The sequence below is a fragment of the Dickeya oryzae genome (assembly GCF_020406815.2).
Classification (GTDB): Bacteria; Pseudomonadota; Gammaproteobacteria; order Enterobacterales; family Enterobacteriaceae; genus Dickeya; species Dickeya oryzae.
The window spans coordinates 4490556-4509834 of record NZ_CP162670.1; the positions used below are offsets into that span (position 1 = coordinate 4490556).

Here is a 19279-nt window from a genome sequence, read left to right on the forward strand (position 1 = left end):
CACTATGTCTGAAATGACCCCGCGCGAAATAGTCAGCGAGCTTGATAGCTACATCATCGGACAGCACAAAGCAAAGCGCGCCGTCGCGATCGCCTTGCGTAACCGCTGGCGGCGCATGCAGTTGGAAGAGAGCCTGCGCCATGAAGTGACCCCGAAAAATATCCTGATGATCGGCCCAACCGGGGTGGGGAAAACGGAAATCGCCCGTCGCCTCGCCAAGCTGGCTAACGCCCCCTTTATCAAGGTAGAAGCGACTAAATTCACCGAAGTGGGTTATGTCGGCAAGGAAGTGGATTCCATCATCCGTGATCTGACCGACGTTGCCATTAAAATGGTGCGTCAGCAGTCAATAGAAAAAAACCGTTATCGTGCCGAAGAACTGGCCGAAGAGCGCATTCTGGACGTGCTGATCCCCCCGGCCAAGAACAACTGGGGCCAGCCGGAAGAGCACCATGAGCCGTCCGCGGCTCGTCAGGCATTCCGCAAGAAACTGCGCGAAGGGCTGCTTGACGACAAAGAAATCGAAATCGAGCTGGCTGCCGCACCGGTTGGCGTCGAAATCATGGCCCCTCCCGGCATGGAAGAGATGACCAATCAGTTGCAATCCATGTTCCAGAATCTGGCAGGGCAGAAACAAAAAAGCCGCAAGATCAAGATTCGTGAGGCCTTCAAACTGCTGGTGGAAGAAGAAGCCGCCAAGCTGGTTAACCCGGAAGAACTCAAGGAGCAGGCGATTGAAGCGGTGGAGCAACACGGCATCGTCTTCATCGATGAAATCGACAAGATTTGCAAACGGGGTGATACCTCCGGCCCGGACGTATCACGCGAAGGCGTCCAGCGCGACCTGCTGCCGCTGGTGGAAGGCTGTACGGTGTCCACAAAGCACGGCATGGTAAAAACTGACCATATCCTGTTCATCGCGTCCGGCGCGTTCCAGGTTGCCAGCCCATCGGACCTGATCCCCGAGTTGCAGGGCCGTCTGCCGATCCGTGTTGAGTTGCAGGCGCTGACCACCGAAGACTTCGAGCGTATCCTGACCGAACCCAGCGCCTCGCTGACACGCCAGTATCAGGCGCTGATGGAAACCGAAGGCGTTAACATCACCTTCCAGCCGGATGGTATCCGCCGTATCGCGGAAGCGGCCTGGCAGGTTAATGAGCGTACGGAAAACATCGGTGCTCGTCGTCTGCATACGGTATTGGAGCGTTTGATCGAGGATGTGTCCTATGGCGCCAGCGAAATGAACGGCCAAACCGTGACGATCGATGCAGATTATGTACGCAGTCACCTGGATGAGTTAGTAGCAGATGAAGATCTGAGCCGATTTATCTTATAATCCGTTCGCGGATCGCACTGATGACCAAACAGTGGGAGGCGTTGGCCTCCCACTGTTGTTTTTGATGCCGTCACCAGGTTGCATTATTCCTGCACTTAACGCGCCACGACCTGGCTGATAGCATGGCCCATAAACACCATGATCCCATTAATACCATGATCCAATTAACACCATGACCGAATTGACACATAGCAGCAAAACTCAAGCCTGGCTCGACAGCCTGCGTCCCAAGACGCTGCCGCTGGCTTTTGCCTCCATCGTTACCGGCACCGTCATCGCCTGCTGGCACAGCAATTTCAAACCCGGCGTCGCGCTATTGACGCTGATTACCGCCGGGCTGTTGCAGATTCTCTCCAATCTGGCCAACGACTATGGCGATGCAGTGAAAGGCAGCGACAAGGAAGACCGTATCGGCCCGCTACGCGGCATCCAGACCGGGGCTATCACGTTGGCGGAACTGCGCAAGGCGCTGCTCATCGCTGTGGTGCTAACTGCGGTTTCCGGTAGCGCGCTGGTAGCACTGGCCTGCGAAAAACCGGTGGATGTCGTGGTATTCCTGGCGCTCGGTCTGCTGGCGATTCTGGCCGCGATTACCTACACCGTCGGCAACCGGCCTTACGGTTACATCGGGCTGGGTGATATCTCGGTGTTGATTTTCTTTGGCTGGCTTAGCGTAGCCGGGTCGTACTACCTGCAAACCGGCCACTTCGACAGCAGCGTTATCCTGCCAGCAACCGCTTGTGGCCTGCTGGCCGTCGCAGTGCTTAATATCAACAATCTGCGCGATATCGACAGCGATCGGGAAAACGGCAAAAACACGCTGGCGGTACGGCTCGGTGCTTATAAAGCCCGCCGCTACCACATGATGTTACTGATGACGGCACCGGTTTGTCTGGCCCTCTTCGCGATGCTGTACCTGCATACGCTAGCGGGCTGGCTGTTTATTCTGGCGTTGCCATTACTGGTGAAACAAGGCCGCTATGTGATGCGCGAAACCACCGCGTTCAGCATGCGTCCGATGCTGGAAAAAACCGTGAAAGGCGCGTTACTCACCAATTTGTTGTTCGCGGTAGGCGTACTGCTTAGCTAAACCAGATTCAGTCAGGATGGAACGGGCAACACGTTTGTTCTGGTTGGCAAAATCACAACCGATTACTGATGCGGGTCAAAGCCGCTGTTGATGATTTTGCCAACAACAAACATAAAGGGATATACTCAGTCCCACACTCCCCAGCGGCAACAAACGTGACTCCTATGAAATACGATACTTCCGAACTGTGTGATATCTATCATGAAGAGGTCAATGTCGTTGAGCCTCTTTTCTCCAATTTTGGTGGACGTAGTTCATTCGGCGGCAAAATCGTCACAGTAAAATGCTTTGAAGATAACGGCCTGCTATTCGATGTACTGGAAGAAAACGGCAGTGGCCGCGTCTTGCTGATCGACGGCGGCGGTTCTGTACGCCGTGCGCTGGTTGACGCTGAACTGGCCCGTCTGGCTACGCAAAATGAATGGGAAGGTATCGTGGTCTATGGCGCGGTACGTCAGGTAGACGATTTATCGGAGCTGGATATCGGCATTCAGGCGATGGCGGCGACACCGGCTGGTGCAGCGAGCGAAGGCATCGGTGAAACGGATATTCGGGTGAATTTCGGTGGTGTGACGTTCTTCTCCGGCGATCACCTTTATGCTGACAACACCGGTATTATCCTGTCTGAAGATCCGCTGGATCTGGAATAACCGGCCAGGTTGCCAAGGGCGTCAACAGACGCCCTGTGTGCCGTTGTCTGTGTGACGTCGGCAGTTACTGAACGTCTTCCATTTTACCCAGCAGCGCACGCAGACGTTCCTGCCATACCAACTGTTCCTGCTTGAGTTGCTCGTTCTCGCTCATTAATACATCACGGTTACCCGCCATGCTCTCCACTTCCTGCGACAACGCATTGTTCTTCTCTTTCAGCTCTTCGATTTCCATCTGCAACAGCGTGATCGTGTCAATCGCCTGCTGAACTTTCGCTTCCAGCTTCTCAAACACTTCAAATGACATAACTTCTAACCCCTTTTGATCGCACGGCCTGAGCCGGTTAACGCAGATGTATCACAGATGTATCACGAACAGGTGTGCCACGCACGGTATCCCGCGAGCAGGTATGCACCGGCACGGGTTTCACAAACAGACATCTCATGCCGCCTTACGCACTCAGCCCGCACATTTGTTATGGCTACGCCGGACGTAAACGCCAGCCAAATTGTATGTAGCCGGATCAAGCGTGTCCAGCGCACTACCGGTAAAACAGCGACTCTGCCTGCTTTTTCGCTCACGCGCCATCAGTACAGACTGAAAATTGCCCGAAATATTGTTAAACCATATTAATGTTAATGAATTTAACACTCTGATTAACACCTATCCGCTGACCGGATGACAGTTTTGTGTCCGATTACGCGAATGCGCGCATTTTCTTGACGCATCACACACATTTTGATTTCGATATTTCTCGTTTTCGAACATTAACGATAAATTCACATCCGAAATACAAAAAGAGCCTGACCGCGAATCGCCAAAGATGAACGAGACAGGCCTGAAACGCGCAGACCCATAGAGGCATGCGTCAACCACCATGCTGTAGCCTACAAGCAGGAACAAGCATTATGAGTCAATCTGATATTTCTACCCTTAAAGGCCAGTGCGTTGCCGAGTTTCTCGGTACTGGCCTGCTGATCTTCTTTGGCGTTGGCTGTGTAGCGGCTCTGAAACTGGCAGGCGCCAGTCTGGGGCTATGGGAAATCAGTATTATCTGGGGGTTGGGCGTCGCGATGGCGATCTACCTGACCGCCGCGATTTCCGGTGCTCACCTCAACCCTGCGGTCACCATCGCTCTGTGGCTATTTGCCTGCTTCGATGGCCGCAAAGTCCTGCCTTATATCGTTTCACAGGTCGCTGGCGCGTTCTGTTCAGCGGCACTGGTGTATGGCCTCTACCACAACCTGTTCGATGACATCGAACAAACGCACAATATTGTGCGTGGTAGTGTGGAAAGCCTCGATCTGGCAGGTGTCTTCTCTACCTATCCGAACCCGCACATTTCAGTGATGCAGGCCTTCATGGTGGAAACCGTTATCACCGCTATTTTGATGTGTCTGATTCTGGCACTGACTGATGACGGCAATGGTATTCCGCGTGGCCCGCTGGCACCGCTGTTAATCGGGATTCTGATCGCGGTTATTGGTGCATCAATGGGCCCGTTGACCGGATTTGCCATGAACCCGGCGCGTGATGCCGGTCCGAAATTGTTTGCCTACTTCGCTGGCTGGGGCAAAATCGCGCTGACTGGCGGACGTGACATCCCTTATATACTGATACCGATTTTCGCCCCGATCGTCGGAGCCTGTCTGGGGGCATTTGGCTATCGCACCCTGATTGGCCGTAACTTGCCTTGTGATGTCTGCGCCATTGATAGCGACACCGACACGGCGGCTTCTGCCCAAACTCGTAAGGTCTGACCCTACTCCGCTAACAGGATTACGTTTATGAACCAGGAAAAAAAATACATCGTCGCACTCGACCAGGGCACAACCAGTTCACGAGCTGTTGTGCTGGATCATGACGCCAACATCGTCAGCGTATCCCAGCGGGAATTTACCCAGATTTACCCCAAAGCGGGCTGGGTAGAACACGACCCGATGGAAATTTGGGCGTCGCAAAGCTCCACGCTGGTGGAAGCGCTGGCAAAAGCGGGCATCAGTAGCGACGAAGTGGCCGGTATCGGTATTACCAACCAGCGTGAAACCGCCGTGGTGTGGGAAAAAGAGACCGGTAAACCGATTTATAACGCCATTGTGTGGCAGTGCCGCCGCTCCGCAGATATCTGCGAAAAGCTGAAAAAAGACGGCATGGAAGAGTACATCCGCGCCAACACCGGCCTGGTGGTTGACCCGTATTTCTCCGGCACCAAAGTGAAATGGATCCTCGACCATGTGGAAGGGTCGCGTGAACGTGCCCGTCGCGGCGAACTGCTGTTCGGCACCATCGATACCTGGCTTATCTGGAAAATGACCCAGGGTCGCGTCCACGTCACCGATTACACTAACGCCTCACGTACCATGCTGTTCAACATCCATTCTCTGGACTGGGACGAACGCATGCTGGACGTGCTGGATATTCCACGTGCCATGTTGCCGCAGGTTCGTCCTTCCTCTGAAGTGTACGGCCAGACCAATATTGGCGGTAAAGGCGGTACCCGTATTCCTATCGCCGGTATCGCCGGTGACCAGCAAGCCGCGTTGTACGGCCAACTGTGCGTACAGCCCGGTATGGCGAAAAACACCTACGGTACCGGCTGCTTCCTGTTGATGAATACCGGTAAAGAAGCGGTTCGCTCCAAACACGGCCTGTTGACCACCATTGCCTGCGGCCCACGCGGTGAAGTGAACTATGCGCTGGAAGGTGCGGTATTTATCGGTGGTGCCTCTATCCAGTGGCTGCGCGACGAGCTGAAACTGATTGGCGACGCGATGGACTCTGAATACTTCGCCACCAAAGTGAAAGACACCAATGGCGTCTATGTCGTACCGGCGTTTACCGGTCTGGGTGCCCCTTACTGGGACCCGTACGCCCGTGGCGCGATTTTCGGCCTGACCCGTGGTGCCAACGCTAATCACATTATCCGCGCTACGCTGGAATCCATCGCTTATCAGACCCGTGACGTGTTGGATGCCATGCAGGCTGATGCCGATACCCGCTTGCAGGCGCTGCGGGTAGATGGCGGTGCCGTCGCCAACAACTTCCTGATGCAGTTCCAGTCTGACATTTTGGGTACGCGCGTTGAGCGTCCGCAAGTGCGTGAGTCTACCGCGCTGGGTGCCGCCTTCCTGGCGGGTCTGGCTACCGGTTTCTGGAATGATCTGGACGAAGTGAAGAGCAAGGCCACCATTGAGCGTGAATTCCGCCCCAGCATCGAAACCGTGGAACGTAATTTCCGCTATCGTGGCTGGCAAAAAGCGGTGGAACGCGCCCGTGCGTGGGAAGATCACGACGAGTAAAATCACCACTATCCTTGATCGGGCGCGGCTATCGTGCCCTTTTTCTTTCCCTCCCCCTCACCCGCCCGCCAACACGCCTGTGTTACCATAACGCCCCGACTGACTCTTCTTTTATTCCTTATTCCCTGTGCAGGACGGGTATCCATGAAACGTGAATTAGCCATCGAATTCTCCCGCGTGACCGAAGCCGCTGCGCTGGCCGGCTACAAATGGCTGGGGCGCGGCGACAAAAACGCCGCTGATAACGCTGCCGTGCAGGCAATGCGCATCATGCTCAATCAGGTCGACATCAACGGCAAGATTGTCATCGGCGAAGGTGAAATCGACGAAGCCCCGATGCTTTATATCGGCGAACAGGTGGGCACCGGTAACGGCGACGCGGTAGACATCGCCGTCGACCCGATCGAAGGCACCCGCATGACCGCTATGGGGCAGGCTAACGCTCTGGCGGTATTGGCCGTCGGCGAACAGGGAGCCTTCCTGCATGCTCCTGACATGTACATGGAAAAACTGATTGTCGGCCCGCAGGCTAAAGGCGCTATCAATCTTGACCAACCGTTGGAAGAGAACCTCAAGCGCGTTGCCGAACGGCTGGGTAAACCGCTGAGCGAACTGACCGTCATCACACTGGCCAAACCGCGTCACGATCAGGTCATCGCAGATATGCAGCGGCTGGGGGTAAAAGTCTTTGCCATTCCTGATGGCGATGTGGCCGCGTCTATTCTGACCTGCATGCCGGAAAGCGAAGTGGATGTACTGTACGGCATCGGCGGTGCGCCGGAAGGCGTTATTTCTGCAGCGGTGATCCGTGCGCTGGATGGCGACATGCAAGGGCGCCTGCTGGCCCGCCATCAGGTAAAGGAAGATAACGAGGAAAACCGCCGCCTGGGCGAGCAGGAATTAGCACGCTGCCGCGAAATGGGCATTGAAGCAGGCAACGTGCTGACACTGGGTGACATGGCGCGCAACGACAACGTGATATTTTCCGCTACCGGCATTACCAAAGGTGACCTGCTCGACGGCATTTCACGTCGTGGCAATATCGCCACCACCGAAACGCTGCTGATCCGCGGCAAGTCACGTACCATCCGTCGTATCAGCTCCACCCATTACCTGGACCGCAAAGATCAGGCGCTGCACGACTTTCTGCTGTAATCACGGCAGGGTATGCGCAGCTCAGCATGAATTGTTTCACTGTTGTTAATAGATCGCGTATCGTAAAGCTCGGCTGCACACAGCCCTGTGACACCCGAGAGATCAAAAACAGGAGCAGATAACCATGGCAGAGTGGGTGACCGGTAAAGTTATTCAGGTTGAACACTGGACGGAAAATTTATTCAGCCTGCGGCTGGAAGCGCCGATAGCGCCGTTTACCGCCGGGCAGTTCGCCAAACTGGCGCTGGAACGGGATGGCGAGCGGGTACAGCGCGCCTATTCTTACGTCAACGCACCCAGCAACACGCTGCTGGAGTTCTATCTGGTTAACGTGCCGGACGGCAAGCTCAGCCCGCATCTGCACCGTTGCCAGCCAGGCGATGAGGTGCTGGTAACCCAGGAAGCGGCTGGTTTCTTCGTACTTGAGGAGATCCCGGACTGCGATACCTTGTGGATGCTGGCAACCGGTACCGCCATCGGCCCGTATCTGTCGATTTTGCAGGAAGGGCGCGACCTGGAGCGGTTCAAGAACATCGTGCTGGTCCACGCTGCTCGATTCGCTCGCGACCTGAGCTATCTGCCACTGATGCAACAACTGGAACAGCGCTACAACGGTAAGTTACGCATCCAGACCATTGTCAGCCGGGAGGAACAGCCCGGCTCACTCACTGGCCGCGTACCGGCACTGATTGAAAGCGGTGCGCTGGAAGAGGCGGTCGGCTTACCGATGGATGCCGCTACCAGCCACGTCATGCTATGCGGCAACCCGCAGATGGTGCGAGATACCCAGCAGTTACTCAAGGAGACGCGGCAGATGAGCAAACACCTACGTCGTCGTCCCGGCCATATGACCAGCGAGCACTACTGGTAATCCCGACTATCCCGACAACCGTCGAGTAACCACAAAACGATGGAAACAAGCGGCACTCAGGACGCGCGGAACCGCAACGGTTCCGCTGCCGGTCCGAAACGGTTCGCACCTGTCGTGCCGACAAACGCGCCGCAATCAAGCAACATCATCACGGTAATCAGCGTCGGCAAGAAACGCTCTACGCCCCATTGCGCGAGCGATGGCAGCATCGACCAGTTGCCGTTACCCAGCATCCAGGCCACCACCAGCAATAACGCCCACCAGCCACTTCGGTTGCGATCATGCAGCCTTTTAACCAGTATCGCCGTCAGCGGCCACAATAGCATCACCAGTACAAACGCCGCCTTCTGGGTATCCAGCCAACCGGTACCGGCCAACACGAATAATCCCACCATCAGCGCCAGCACGATCACCATCCCTAACCAAAAATCCCGGCGACCAACGCGGCCACGAAACGAAAAACACCATTGTTGTATTGTCATGTCTTCTTATCCCCGAATACGGTTCTACGGGTATGAGTTTACCTTAAGTCAGGTTGTGTTTTTTACCGCACATTTTGACAATTGATCCTGAATCCCGCTTTAATCACACAGCATGCCAACAGTGAGTGACGATACGAATAAACTAATGATGAAAAATGCCCTGCTGATTGTTTGTTGCCTGTCTGCTGGCCTACTCTGCACACCCTATGCCAGAAGTGACGGCTTATTCCAACCTCAAACCCCGACTGCCGCCCCTTACCTGCTGCCGGGTTCTCCCACGTTCGACATGAACATCGTGCAATTTCGTACCCGCTATAACCTGAGTAACCCGTCACTGCCGATTAGTGAATACCGAGTCATCGACACCGGTGACGACTCACCGAACCTGACGCGTGCAGCCAGCCGTATCAACGACCATCTGTATTCATCCACCGCGTTGGAAAAAGGCACCGGCAAGATTAAAACCATGCAAATTACCTGGCTTCCCAAACCTAAAGACACCGACCAAAGCGGGCGACGCAAACAAGCCATCGGTTACATGGCAGCACTGGTACGCACTTTTATGCCATCGCTCACCAACGAACAAAGCCTGAAAAAAATCGAGACATTGCTGGAAAAAGGCAAAGGGCAGCGCTTTTACCAGCAAACAGAGGGCGCATTGCGCTATGTTGTGGCTGATCACGGTGAAAAAGGGCTAACCTTCGCTGTTGAACCGATTAAGCTAGCGCTATCTGATTCGTGATCACATCGAGAATTAGGCACGAAAAACAGAGCCACCGCGCTATTTCGACTCTATACTATCGGCAGTTCTGTATCATCGTCAGAGTGGCTGCCTGACGCAGCCATGTATTGATTAACTGGCAAATTCGCCTGGAGGAAACAAGATGCGACATCCCTTAGTCATGGGCAACTGGAAGCTGAACGGCAGCACCAGCATGGTTCACGAACTGATCGCCGGCCTGCGCAAAGAACTGAGCGCCGTCACCGGTTGTGACGTAGCCATTGCGCCGCCAGCCATTTATCTGGATCAGGCGAAACACCAGCTGGCAGGCAGCCGTATTGTGCTGGGTGCCCAGAACGTGGACGTCAACCTTGCTGGTGCCTTCACCGGTGAAACATCCGCTGAGATGCTAAAAGACATCGGCGCGAAGTACATCATCATCGGCCACTCCGAGCGTCGTACCTATCACCATGAAAGTGATGAGTTCATCGCCAAAAAATTTGGCGTGCTGAAAGAAACCGGTCTGATTCCGGTACTGTGCATCGGTGAAACCGAAGCTGAAAACGAAGCGGGCCAGACCGAAGCCGTCTGTGCACGTCAGTTGGACGCGGTGCTGAACACGCTGGGCGCGAAAGCGTTCGAAAACACCGTCATTGCCTACGAACCGGTATGGGCCATCGGCACCGGTAAATCCGCCACGCCGGCACAGGCACAGGCAGTGCACAAATTCATCCGTAACCACATCGCTAAACAGGATGCGGCGGTCGCTGAACAAGTCATCATCCAGTACGGTGGCTCGGTTAATGCGGCTAACGCTGCCGAACTGTTCACCCAGCCGGACATCGACGGTGCGCTGGTGGGCGGTGCCTCACTGAAAGCCGATGCGTTCGCCGTTATCGTTAAAGCCGCAGCCGAAGCCAAAGGCCTGGCCTGATTCCTGCCCGAACACCACACAACGGCTCCAGTCTGGAGCCGTTTTTTTATCTCTTTTTCCCACCAACTCCGCCTGCATTCATTATTTTGTCATTTTCCCCGCCTAGGTTTTACCAGTCGTGTTTATTTGTTACTTAATTTAACCAAGAGTGAATGAAAATGACTCGTAAGGCTATTATTCGCAAAACACTGCTCTCTTCCCTGATGATGACACTGGTAGCAGGTAGCGCACTGGCCGCCAGCGCCGACTACCAACGCCAGGCGCAGGGTGACATCACCCAACCCGGTGGTGCCCGCCGCCTCAGTGCCGATCAAACGGAGATGCTGAAAGCCTCACTCAACGCGAAGACCGCCAAAAACGTGATTCTGCTGATTGGCGACGGCATGGGCGATTCGGAAATCACGGCTGCACGCAACTACGCGATGGGGGCTGGTGGCTTCTTCAAAGGTATCGATGCACTGCCGCTGACAGGCCAGTACACCCACTACTCGCTGGACAAGAAAACCCGCAAACCAGACTACGTCACCGATTCCGCGGCATCGGCCACCGCCTGGTCCAGCGGTGTCAAAACCTACAACGGCGCACTGGGCGTTGATGTGGATGGCAAAGACCATAAGACACTGATTGAAATCGCTAAAGCGGCAGGCAAAGCGACGGGCAACGTCTCTACCGCCGAACTGGAAGACGCCACACCAGCGGCCATGGTGTCCCACGTGACCTCCCGCAAGTGCTACGGCCCGGAAAAAACCAGCCAGCAGTGCCCGACCAACGCACTGGAAAACGGCGGTCGCGGCTCTATTGCTGAACAGTTACTGGTCACCCGTGCGGATGTCACGCTGGGCGGTGGCGGTGCCACTTTTAAAGAACTCGCCAAAGCGGGTAAATATCAGGGGAAAAGCCTGAAAGAACAGGCGGAAGCGCTGGGCTACCACATCGTGACGGATCTCGATGGCATGAACGCCGTTACCGCCGCCACGCAGAGCAAGCCGGTGCTGGGGCTCTTCGCCGATGGCAACATGCCGGTGCGCTGGCAGGGGCCGCAAGCGAGCTACCACGGCAACCTGGACAAACCGGTTGTAACCTGTGAGCCGAATACCAAACGCGCGGCCACCGTGCCGACACTGGCGCAAATGACCGATAAAGCTATCCAGTTATTGAGCAAGAATAAAAATGGTTTCTTCCTGCAAGTTGAAGGGGCGTCTATCGACAAACAGGACCACGCCGCCAACCCATGTGGTCAATTCGGCGAAACCGTCGACCTGGACGAAGCGGTCCAAAAAGCACTGGAATTCGCCCGTCGTGACGGCAACACGCTGGTGATTGTCACCGCCGACCACGCCCACTCCAGCCAGATTATCGAAAACGGAGCCAAAGCACCGGGCCTGACGCAGGCGCTGAACACCAAAGATAATGCGGTGATGACCATCAGCTACGGTAACTCGGAAGAAGAGTCACAAGGCCACACGGGCACCCAGTTGCGCATCGCCGCCTACGGCCCGCACGCCGCCAACGTCGTGGGGCTGACCGACCAAACCGACCTGTTCTACACCATGAAAAACGCGATGGGCCTGAAGTAGTAAAGCCATCTTGGGGCCACGGTACTCCTGTGGCCCGTTTCTTTGTGGGAGTAAAAGACTCCACCGGTTGTATATTAATCAACGGGGTGCAGGTCAGTTGACCTGCCCACGCTACCGCTCAGCGCAATCGTCAGACCGCTCTGCTTCTGCTCCCGCGTTTCCTTTCTGTCCTGTCGATTCTCCAGCGACACCACGCTCACGTCACGCCCTTTCAGCGTCACGTCTTCACCCGCTATCAGCTCGCTGCCTGCCACCAGCTATAATTACGATAATCGTAGTATCTAAAATTCATCATGACTACGAATATCGTAGTCATGAATACTTCCCAGCAACGCCACGATGTTTTCAGTCAACGTTTAAAGGATGCCCGCTTATTGCGTGGGCTGTCACAGAAGGGCTTGGGTATCGCTGCCGGAATCGATGAGTTTGTTGCCAGTGCGCGCATTAATCGCTATGAAAAGGGTGTGCATGAAGCGAATATCGTGACCGCGAAGCGTCTCGCAGAAGCACTCAATGTCCCTCTGGCTTATTTCTATGCTGATGATGACAATCTGGCAAAAATGATCCTGTTGTTTGCCGACTTGCCCAGAGAGCAGCAGGAAAGAGTGCTGGCATCGTTAGACAATAACCTGCCTGAAACAACGTGAAACGTGCTTAACGCGATTTCGTTCTGATCCTGATTTTACGATCAATCAATTCACCATCCTGACCGTAATACCGGCTCGGCCATATCTCGGCCGGGTGAATTCCCAACGCATCAGCAACCAGCCATTCCCCCTTCGGCCAGGGCCTGACCAATACATTCGCCAGTGTTGATGCACTCAAACCCGCAGAGCGGGAAAGCGCCGCCATCGAGGTACGTTGCTTGTGCAGAGCGGCGATAATATCTGCCTGATGCCAATCCTTTTTCATCCAGCCTCCTGACTCGTCACCGTTATGAAGAATAGTCACAGCAGATACTACGTTATTCGTAGTATCTCACTCAAGCAAAAACTACGATTCTCGTAGTCATGAAAGCAAAACAAAACTACCATGACGTTTTCTGTCAACGGCTTAAGCAAGCCAAACTGGCGAAAGGTTTGTCACAGAAAAAACTCGGCATCGCTGCCGGAATTGATGAATTTGTGGCAAGCACCCGTATTAACCGCTATGAAAAAGGCGTACACGAAGCCAGCATCGATACCGCTCAGCAGCTCGCGGACGCGCTTGATGTTCCGCTGGCATTCTTCTATACCGCAGACGACCAACTGGCTGAATTGATGCTGGCGTTTTGGGAGATGCCACCAGAGAAACGGGCAGAGATTTTGGTATTGACGAAAACGAATAAATGAATGCGCCCACACAGCAGGAGAAGAGAGTCCTTAAAGGTATATTGCGCTAAAACAGCGAGTCTACAGCAGGCCAGAAGACGAAGCGACATCGCCCCCGATCATGCGGCATCATTTTCTGGCAGCCATACGTGTCCTTTATTGCTAACACATTGTTTTTAAATAATACACGGTCGGTTGCTGTCCCCAACGGTAGCCGGGGCAATCCGCCGCCGCAACTCACTCTCTAGGGCCGATGGTTGGAAGACCTCGGTTTTAACACCGGACAGCCCGTTATCGTCACCGTGGAGCGAGGGCAGCAGGTGATCGAGACAAAACTCAGAGTCTGACTGGCAGATAAAAATCCCGGCCGACTAAAGGTCGGGATTTTTTGTTAACCAATTGCTTCATAAAATCTTTCAATCTCTTCTTGCGTTAGCTTGTCTAAAAATAAATGGGTGATGTTCCTTTTATCATTTGTACCTACATAAAATGTATCACTACATTTTATCCAGTCGGTTATTTTATTACTTCCATCAATTATTAATAGTATAGATGTCGGGGATATCACCGCCTTGATATCTAAGTCAAAATCATCAATAAAACGTTGGCTAAACTCATCTCTATCTAAGAGATTCCATGAATCCAAATTAATAATTGGATTCCCCAACTTATCATCCGATAATTTTACTGGGATACTATCCACCTTCTGAATAGAACAGGGATTCAGCATCACTAGAGTGATATCTGATAAAGTTCCACTCTCAGGTAACACAGCCAATTCAAGCAGGCTTTTTTTACCATCACCAACCCTCCAATACAGTGGTGGAAGCCCTATAGGAGCAGAAAATTTTATATCCAAAGGAACATAGCCATCGATATCGATGGTTATGTCATTAGTTTCATTAAGGATTTTTTCTATGATTAAATTCATTATTTCTACAACATATATTTTTGCGCTAGGTAAGGTTTTCTAATTCATTGACTAAACATATACATAAAGTAATTTTCTATTTTTAGTCAACATCTGTAGGACAAGGAATTGGACAGTTTTCGCAACAACACAGGCAGCACCGGGACAGGCAGCACCGGGCTTTTGACGTTTTCCCTTCATAAAGATGGCTATATGCCAATAAATAACAGGTGTGGATACGTTAGTCGTAGTTATTTATCAGCATAGTATAGACTGTATTTTTATATAAACATTCCTTTCAGGCCTACTACTTCTTATACATCCTCGTGAAATATTTATTAATATTCTTATTCTCGATGACTCTAGTATTTGTGAAGTCTATTGAGTCAGATACAACAATACCACGCTGGAGAGCTTCTGGGAAATCGTTGATTGAAGCATAAATTGTTGGTACTAGAAATCTAAAGTAATCGCCCATGATGGTTTCCCCCTCATATCCAACTGGGTAATCCTCGCCTTCATAAGTGCCTTCTACAGCATGATAAACAAAAATCCCCTTATTTACTGGGATATTCGCCTCACTATAATTTTTAGAAATTAGAAGATCGTCCTTCATCGCCATGTAGATATTTTCAACATCTAAATCATCCCTATTTCTCCAGAATGAATATAAATCAACACTAAATTCCCCACATTTATCATTTGGATATTTATCATAAATACATGACTCTTCCCATACAAATTCAGACAGACCATCCAAAATAGATTCCGTGTTATCCAGAAATAATAATGGTCGGGGTAAATCTCCAAAACAGTTATTAACCATCATGGCAATCAATCCAGATCTATCCATACCAAACCAAGTATAAATATTTCCAAACTCGGGCTTCCAATCTATGTTAAGAGAGCTCATCATTCTTTCCCTTTCGGCCATGTAACGGTGCAGTTTTTACAAGGAGGAATTATAGCAGTAGATGGGATTTTTTCTTTATTCCATGCATCTCTAGGGCGAACAGCATCAGTAAATTTTATTTCTGATGGATTACTTCCTTGCCGAACTAACTGATCAGCAGCAGATACTTCTGCACATGCTCCTGCTTTATTCGGACAAAAGCTCGTAAACTCACCTATTTTCACACCTAACTGTTTCTCAATATACTCAACCGTTCTGGGGTCAAGATCCTGTGCTGATATTTTTGCATTACTGTTACCTACTGCCGTTTTACCCGTTGTCGGATCATATGCCCCCACCATCGTTGCACTTCTTGTGGCCTGAGTTTTAGATGTAAATTTATTAATCTCGCTTAATAGTTCCTGTTCAGCCTGTGCAGCTACTTTTTCTGCATTCAAAGCTGACTGACTACCCGCATTTTTCCCTGTACTAGCATTTATCGCTGTTCCGGCTTTACCGCTATTCTGGCTGATAACCTTGGAAAAAATCATCCCCGCCGCCAGCCGCATAACCTCATCACGACTGGTGCCGTTATCCAGTACCGACATGATCTTGCTCAGATCTACTGGTGTTAGCAAGCCACCCAGCACCGAATCTTTCAGTATCAGCTCCTGGATCTTCTCGTCACCCAGCCCCTGTGCTTTCCAGTCCGCTATCTGATTGGCACTTCTTATCGATGATACATACGGGTTCCCCGCCACACCGGCTGGCGTCCAGTCCCAGGCAGACAAATCATAGATATTGCCTTTTAGCCCTGACCGCTGGGTGTTGGATTCCCCTTCGCCAGCCCCGCGCATCATCGTACTGGCATAACTGGTGACAAACTCCTCATAATCCGCGCGGCTTATTACGCCGGACTGATACAGTTCCACCAGCTTCTGGCCCGCTTCCGCCTCGGCCTGCCGGTACTTATTGCGTATTCCTGTTTCACACTCGCCGTTTCCGTTGCATTTCTCAAACTCGGCCTGCAATCCATCGATATCACCGATATACGGCTTCAGTTTTTCATACAGCGCACGGTCTTTGGGACTCAGCTTCTGCACGCCATATTTGTTCGAAAGAATATTATTTTCAGCCGCCACCTGCGCCGACTGCGCCCCCTGCACCGCGTCCGCGCCGGTATTCCCCACCACGCCTGCCGCCAGACCGCCCGCTATCGTCGCCAGTGTGCTGATGTACTGCTTCTGCTCTTCGTTCAGCTCCGACGGTGTCTTGCCCGGGTACAGCGCTTCCATCAGGGCGCGGGCCGCCAGTTCACCGCCTGCTTCACCTGCCGCCCCCGCCAGTGCGTTATTCCCGCTCGCCTGTGCTACCACCGCACCCAGCAACGCGTGCGCCAGCGTGTTCGCCGCCACGTCCGTGTTGCCCGCCGCATCCGTCGTCGCCCGGTGGATGGCTTCGGCCATATACGGTGCCGCCGCCCCCGTCAGCGCCTGCGCCATGTTCCCCGCCAGCACACCCTGCAGGGCCGCCGTCACCGCCTGAATGCCCTGACGTACCGCGCCGCCCGTTCCGTACGGCGACGTCCGCATCGCCTCATCGTAGTACGACTGGAACAGCGCCTGCGTTATGTCATCCTGCGTTATCGCTTTGTTCGGGCTCGCCTGCGCCAGCTCGCTGCCCTTCGCCCGGCGCACCGCCTCCGACGCCTCGGCCACCTTCGTGTTCGCCGCCTTCGTCGCCGCTATCGCCCCTTCCGTCGACGCGATATCCAGCGCCTGCGCACCGATGTCCGACATCAGCTGCGCCTGCTGCATCCGGCTCTCGACCTTCTCTTTGTCGAATATCGGGTTCAGCGCCCCGCTGTTCGCCCCCGCCGTATCACGGCTCAGCCCGCTCACATCCTGCTGCTGACCCGCCTTGTCACGGATTATCAGCGTGCCGTCGCTCACCGCCGCATAGGTCGTCCCTGATGAGGAGCCGCTCTGGTTCGCCCCCGCCAGTGCCAGACCGCCCAGGTTGCTCAGCATCTGCATCCCTATCGGGCCGCCGGTACCCAATCCGCCCCCGCTGTGCGACGCGCTGTACTCCGCGTGGTTGTCGATATTGCTGAACCCCAGCGTCCCCGTATCCAGCCGGTTCTTATCCGCCTCCGCCGTCGACGCTAACGCCCCGCCGTCCAGTTGCGTGTGGTTCCCCACCGTCACGTCAAATCCGCCCCGGCCCGCAAACAGCCCCGACTGCTCCTGCACGCTGTCGAAGTTGCTGTTCACCTTGTCACGGCTGAAGCTGAAGCTCGCGCCGCCACCCCCGCCGTAAATCGGTATCGTCACCCCGGCGCTCATGCTCTGCTGTTTGCTGTCGTAATGAATGTGATCAGCACAGCACTCGGCTTCCAGAATCTGCACATTTTTCCATTCACACAACTTTCTTAAGATACTCCCTACTACCCGTCGTTTCTCACCGTAGAAGACCTGTCTTCGGTATTTGGGTGCGAAAACTATGTGATATTTACAGTTCCAGCGAGTGTGCGCTAAGCTCTTTTCGTCCCCCATTGGGACCCCCTTTTGATTTCTTGTTTGACCATTGCAGTTGCCAGACCGCAAGGTGTTTTAACAAATCAAAAGGGGTTTTTATATCCGCCCCAAAGCTGGAAGCTTTACGGAACCCCCAGCCTAGCTGGGGGTTTTCTATAGACAATCAATTCACCATCCTGACCGTAATACCGGCTCGGCCATATCTCAGCCGGGTGAATTCCCAGTGCTTCAGCAACCAGCCATTCCCCCTTAGGCCAGGGCCTGACCAATACATTCGCCAGTGTTGATGCACTCAAACCCGCAGAGCGGGAAAGCGCTGCCATTGAGGTACGTTGCTTGTGCAGAGCGGCGATAATATCTGCCTGATGCCAATCCTTTTTCATCCAGCCTCCTGACTCGTCACCGTTATGAAGAATAGTCACAGCAGATACTACGTTATTCGTAGTATCCCACTCAAGCAAAAACTACGATTCTCGTAGCCATGAAAGCAAAGCAAAACTACCATGACGTTTTCTGTCAACGGCTTAAGCAAGCCCGGCTGGCAAAAGGTTTGTCACAGAAAAAACTCGGCATCGCTGCCGGAATTGATGAATTCGTGGCAAGCACCCGTATTAACCGCTATGAAAAAGGCGTACACGAAGCCAGCATCGATACCGCTCAGCAACTCGCGGACGCGCTTGATGTTCCGCTGGCATTCTTCTATACCGCAGATGACCAACTGGCTGAATTGATGCTGGCGTTTTGGGAGATGCCACCAGAGAAACGGGCAGAGATTTTGGTATTGGCGAAAACGAATAAATGAATGCGCCCACACAGCAGGAGAAGAGAGTCCTTAAAGGTATATTGCGCTAAGACAGCGAGTTTACAGCAGGCCAGAAGACGAAGCGACATCGCCCCGATCATGCGGCATCATTTTCTGGCAGCCATACGTGTCCTTTATTGCTAACGCCTTATTTTTACAGCATACACAGTCGGTTACTGTCCCCAACGGTAGCCGGGCAACCCGCCGCCGCAACTCACCCTCAAGGGCCGCTGGCTGGACGATCTCGGTTTTAACACCAGCCAGTTATCGTGCGGGTTGCGGAGATTACAGTGGAACGCATGGGCTGACAGGCAGTTTTTTCTTTAACGCAACCAAAAAGGTGTGTCATCAAAGGAAAGAGCATCATACTCTTCTTTAGGCCGCTCCATTTCGGATATGCAATATGGCATATCAGTAATTATTACTTTAACAACCTGATAAATGCCCCAGTCTTCATAAAATCCTTTAGCTGATTCAATACACCCCTCGATACATTCAAAATATTTTGAAAACACTTCCAAGAAATCGTTTGAACAAATCAGCTTTAGATTATTCAAAAGAACCAAGCTTTCATCCATCTCATCAAACATAATGTATTTCCTATATATCCTGTCCAACAGATATTTTTCTCTTTCATTATGAACCAATGAATACAGATACTTGAAAAAGTAAAGCATATCTGACGAGCTTCCAAGTTCAAAAAACGAACTCC

At 52.9% G+C, this 19279-nt stretch carries 23 protein-coding genes and 1 pseudogene; 14 read left to right on the forward strand and 10 right to left on the reverse strand.

The genetic code is table 11. The features are described 5' to 3' along the window. The first annotated feature begins 4 nt into the window (after nucleotides 1-4). The 3 genes from hslU (at nucleotide 5) to rraA (ending at nucleotide 3076) form a co-directional block, all read left to right on the forward strand. Nucleotides 5-1336, forward strand: coding sequence for an HslU--HslV peptidase ATPase subunit (hslU, locus tag LF929_RS19800; protein ID WP_038905966.1), 1332 nt, complete (start codon nucleotides 5-7; stop codon nucleotides 1334-1336). A gap of 172 nt (nucleotides 1337-1508) precedes the next feature. After that, nucleotides 1509-2426 carry a 1,4-dihydroxy-2-naphthoate polyprenyltransferase gene (locus LF929_RS19805; protein WP_226093621.1) on the forward strand — a complete coding sequence of 306 codons (918 nt, stop codon included), beginning with the start codon at nucleotides 1509-1511 and terminating at the stop codon, nucleotides 2424-2426. A gap of 164 nt (nucleotides 2427-2590) precedes the next feature. Continuing rightward, entirely contained in the window at nucleotides 2591-3076 is a 486-nt protein-coding gene (gene rraA, locus LF929_RS19810; RefSeq protein WP_012886540.1) for a ribonuclease E activity regulator RraA, read from the forward strand. Nucleotides 3077-3140: 64 nt separating this feature from the next. Here rraA and zapB read toward each other — a convergent pair whose 3' ends face one another. Next, entirely contained in the window at nucleotides 3141-3383 is a 243-nt protein-coding gene (gene zapB / locus LF929_RS19815) for a cell division protein ZapB (protein ID WP_226093620.1), read from the reverse strand. A 602-nt stretch (nucleotides 3384-3985) separates the two neighbouring features. Here zapB and LF929_RS19820 point away from each other — a divergent pair. From LF929_RS19820 to fpr, 4 genes are all read left to right on the forward strand, one after another. After that, nucleotides 3986-4837, forward strand: coding sequence for an MIP/aquaporin family protein (locus LF929_RS19820; RefSeq protein WP_038905968.1), 852 nt, complete (start codon nucleotides 3986-3988; stop codon nucleotides 4835-4837). Between the two features lie 27 nt (nucleotides 4838-4864). Further along, complete coding sequence (gene glpK / locus LF929_RS19825) at nucleotides 4865-6376, forward strand: glycerol kinase GlpK (protein ID WP_038905970.1); 1512 nt, start codon at nucleotides 4865-4867, stop codon at nucleotides 6374-6376. 144 nt (nucleotides 6377-6520) lie between these two features. After that, nucleotides 6521-7531, forward strand: coding sequence for a class II fructose-bisphosphatase (gene glpX / locus LF929_RS19830; RefSeq protein WP_016942836.1), 1011 nt, complete (start codon nucleotides 6521-6523; stop codon nucleotides 7529-7531). A 124-nt stretch (nucleotides 7532-7655) separates the two neighbouring features. Beyond that, the gene (gene fpr / locus LF929_RS19835) at nucleotides 7656-8402 is read left to right on the forward strand and encodes a ferredoxin--NADP(+) reductase (RefSeq protein ID WP_210175818.1); all 747 of its coding nucleotides are present in this window, start codon (nucleotides 7656-7658) and stop codon (nucleotides 8400-8402) included. A gap of 56 nt (nucleotides 8403-8458) precedes the next feature. Here fpr and LF929_RS19840 read toward each other — a convergent pair whose 3' ends face one another. After that, a complete protein-coding gene (locus LF929_RS19840; protein WP_038905972.1) occupies nucleotides 8459-8884 on the reverse strand; it encodes a DUF805 domain-containing protein in 426 nt (141 codons plus the stop codon). A gap of 145 nt (nucleotides 8885-9029) precedes the next feature. On the opposite strand from LF929_RS19840, the gene LF929_RS19845 reads away from it, so the two are divergent. The 3 genes from LF929_RS19845 to phoA all read left to right on the forward strand — a co-directional run bounded on the left by LF929_RS19845 (nucleotide 9030) and on the right by phoA (nucleotide 12116). Further along, nucleotides 9030-9626, forward strand: coding sequence for a DUF1454 family protein (locus LF929_RS19845; protein WP_038905973.1), 597 nt, complete (start codon nucleotides 9030-9032; stop codon nucleotides 9624-9626). A 142-nt stretch (nucleotides 9627-9768) separates the two neighbouring features. Continuing rightward, nucleotides 9769-10539, forward strand: a complete 771-nt coding sequence (tpiA, locus tag LF929_RS19850; RefSeq protein WP_016942832.1) for a triose-phosphate isomerase — start codon at nucleotides 9769-9771, stop codon at nucleotides 10537-10539. Between the two features lie 152 nt (nucleotides 10540-10691). Then, nucleotides 10692-12116, forward strand: a complete 1425-nt coding sequence (gene phoA, locus LF929_RS19855; protein ID WP_038909280.1) for an alkaline phosphatase — start codon at nucleotides 10692-10694, stop codon at nucleotides 12114-12116. 74 nt (nucleotides 12117-12190) lie between these two features. Here the strand turns inward: phoA and LF929_RS19860 are convergent, their stop codons facing one another. Further along, nucleotides 12191-12370 (reverse strand): hypothetical protein, encoded by a 180-nt coding sequence (locus tag LF929_RS19860; protein ID WP_038905974.1) that lies wholly within the window; start codon nucleotides 12368-12370, stop codon nucleotides 12191-12193. A 60-nt stretch (nucleotides 12371-12430) separates the two neighbouring features. Between LF929_RS19860 and LF929_RS19865 the strand changes: the two genes are divergently transcribed. Further along, nucleotides 12431-12763 carry a helix-turn-helix domain-containing protein gene (locus tag LF929_RS19865; protein WP_038909281.1) on the forward strand — a complete coding sequence of 111 codons (333 nt, stop codon included), beginning with the start codon at nucleotides 12431-12433 and terminating at the stop codon, nucleotides 12761-12763. 7 nt (nucleotides 12764-12770) lie between these two features. Here the strand turns inward: LF929_RS19865 and LF929_RS19870 are convergent, their stop codons facing one another. Further along, nucleotides 12771-13028, reverse strand: coding sequence for a helix-turn-helix transcriptional regulator (locus LF929_RS19870; protein ID WP_038909282.1), 258 nt, complete (start codon nucleotides 13026-13028; stop codon nucleotides 12771-12773). Between the two features lie 98 nt (nucleotides 13029-13126). Here LF929_RS19870 and LF929_RS19875 point away from each other — a divergent pair, with 98 nt between their 5' ends. Continuing rightward, nucleotides 13127-13447 carry a helix-turn-helix domain-containing protein gene (locus LF929_RS19875; protein ID WP_226093619.1) on the forward strand — a complete coding sequence of 107 codons (321 nt, stop codon included), beginning with the start codon at nucleotides 13127-13129 and terminating at the stop codon, nucleotides 13445-13447. Between the two features lie 236 nt (nucleotides 13448-13683). After that, entirely contained in the window at nucleotides 13684-13773 is a 90-nt protein-coding gene (locus tag LF929_RS19880) for a SymE family type I addiction module toxin (RefSeq protein WP_226093681.1), read from the forward strand. Nucleotides 13774-13817: 44 nt separating this feature from the next. Here LF929_RS19880 and LF929_RS19885 read toward each other — a convergent pair whose 3' ends face one another. The 5 genes and pseudogenes from LF929_RS19885 to LF929_RS19905 form a co-directional block, all read right to left on the reverse strand. Continuing rightward, complete coding sequence (locus LF929_RS19885; protein WP_226093680.1) at nucleotides 13818-14357, reverse strand: hypothetical protein; 540 nt, start codon at nucleotides 14355-14357, stop codon at nucleotides 13818-13820. Between the two features lie 286 nt (nucleotides 14358-14643). Further along, a complete protein-coding gene (locus tag LF929_RS19890; RefSeq protein ID WP_318841918.1) occupies nucleotides 14644-15252 on the reverse strand; it encodes a hypothetical protein in 609 nt (202 codons plus the stop codon). After that, on the reverse strand, nucleotides 15249-17573 hold the full coding sequence (locus tag LF929_RS19895; RefSeq protein ID WP_368678972.1) for a VENN motif pre-toxin domain-containing protein: 2325 nt from the start codon (nucleotides 17571-17573) through the stop codon (nucleotides 15249-15251). Before LF929_RS19895 ends, LF929_RS19890 begins: the two co-directional genes overlap by 4 nt. Before the next feature lie 21 nt (nucleotides 17574-17594). Beyond that, a pseudogene (tnpA, locus tag LF929_RS19900) lies at nucleotides 17595-17783 on the reverse strand (IS200/IS605 family transposase); the annotation flags it as partial. A 104-nt stretch (nucleotides 17784-17887) separates the two neighbouring features. Next, the gene (locus LF929_RS19905) at nucleotides 17888-18148 is read right to left on the reverse strand and encodes a helix-turn-helix domain-containing protein (RefSeq protein WP_368678953.1); all 261 of its coding nucleotides are present in this window, start codon (nucleotides 18146-18148) and stop codon (nucleotides 17888-17890) included. Nucleotides 18149-18246: 98 nt separating this feature from the next. Between LF929_RS19905 and LF929_RS19910 the strand changes: the two genes are divergently transcribed. Beyond that, complete coding sequence (locus tag LF929_RS19910; RefSeq protein WP_210175769.1) at nucleotides 18247-18567, forward strand: helix-turn-helix domain-containing protein; 321 nt, start codon at nucleotides 18247-18249, stop codon at nucleotides 18565-18567. Nucleotides 18568-18890: 323 nt separating this feature from the next. Here the strand turns inward: LF929_RS19910 and LF929_RS19915 are convergent, their stop codons facing one another. Continuing rightward, on the reverse strand, nucleotides 18891-19157 hold the full coding sequence (locus tag LF929_RS19915; RefSeq protein ID WP_226093676.1) for a hypothetical protein: 267 nt from the start codon (nucleotides 19155-19157) through the stop codon (nucleotides 18891-18893). Nucleotides 19158-19279 lie beyond the last annotated feature (122 nt).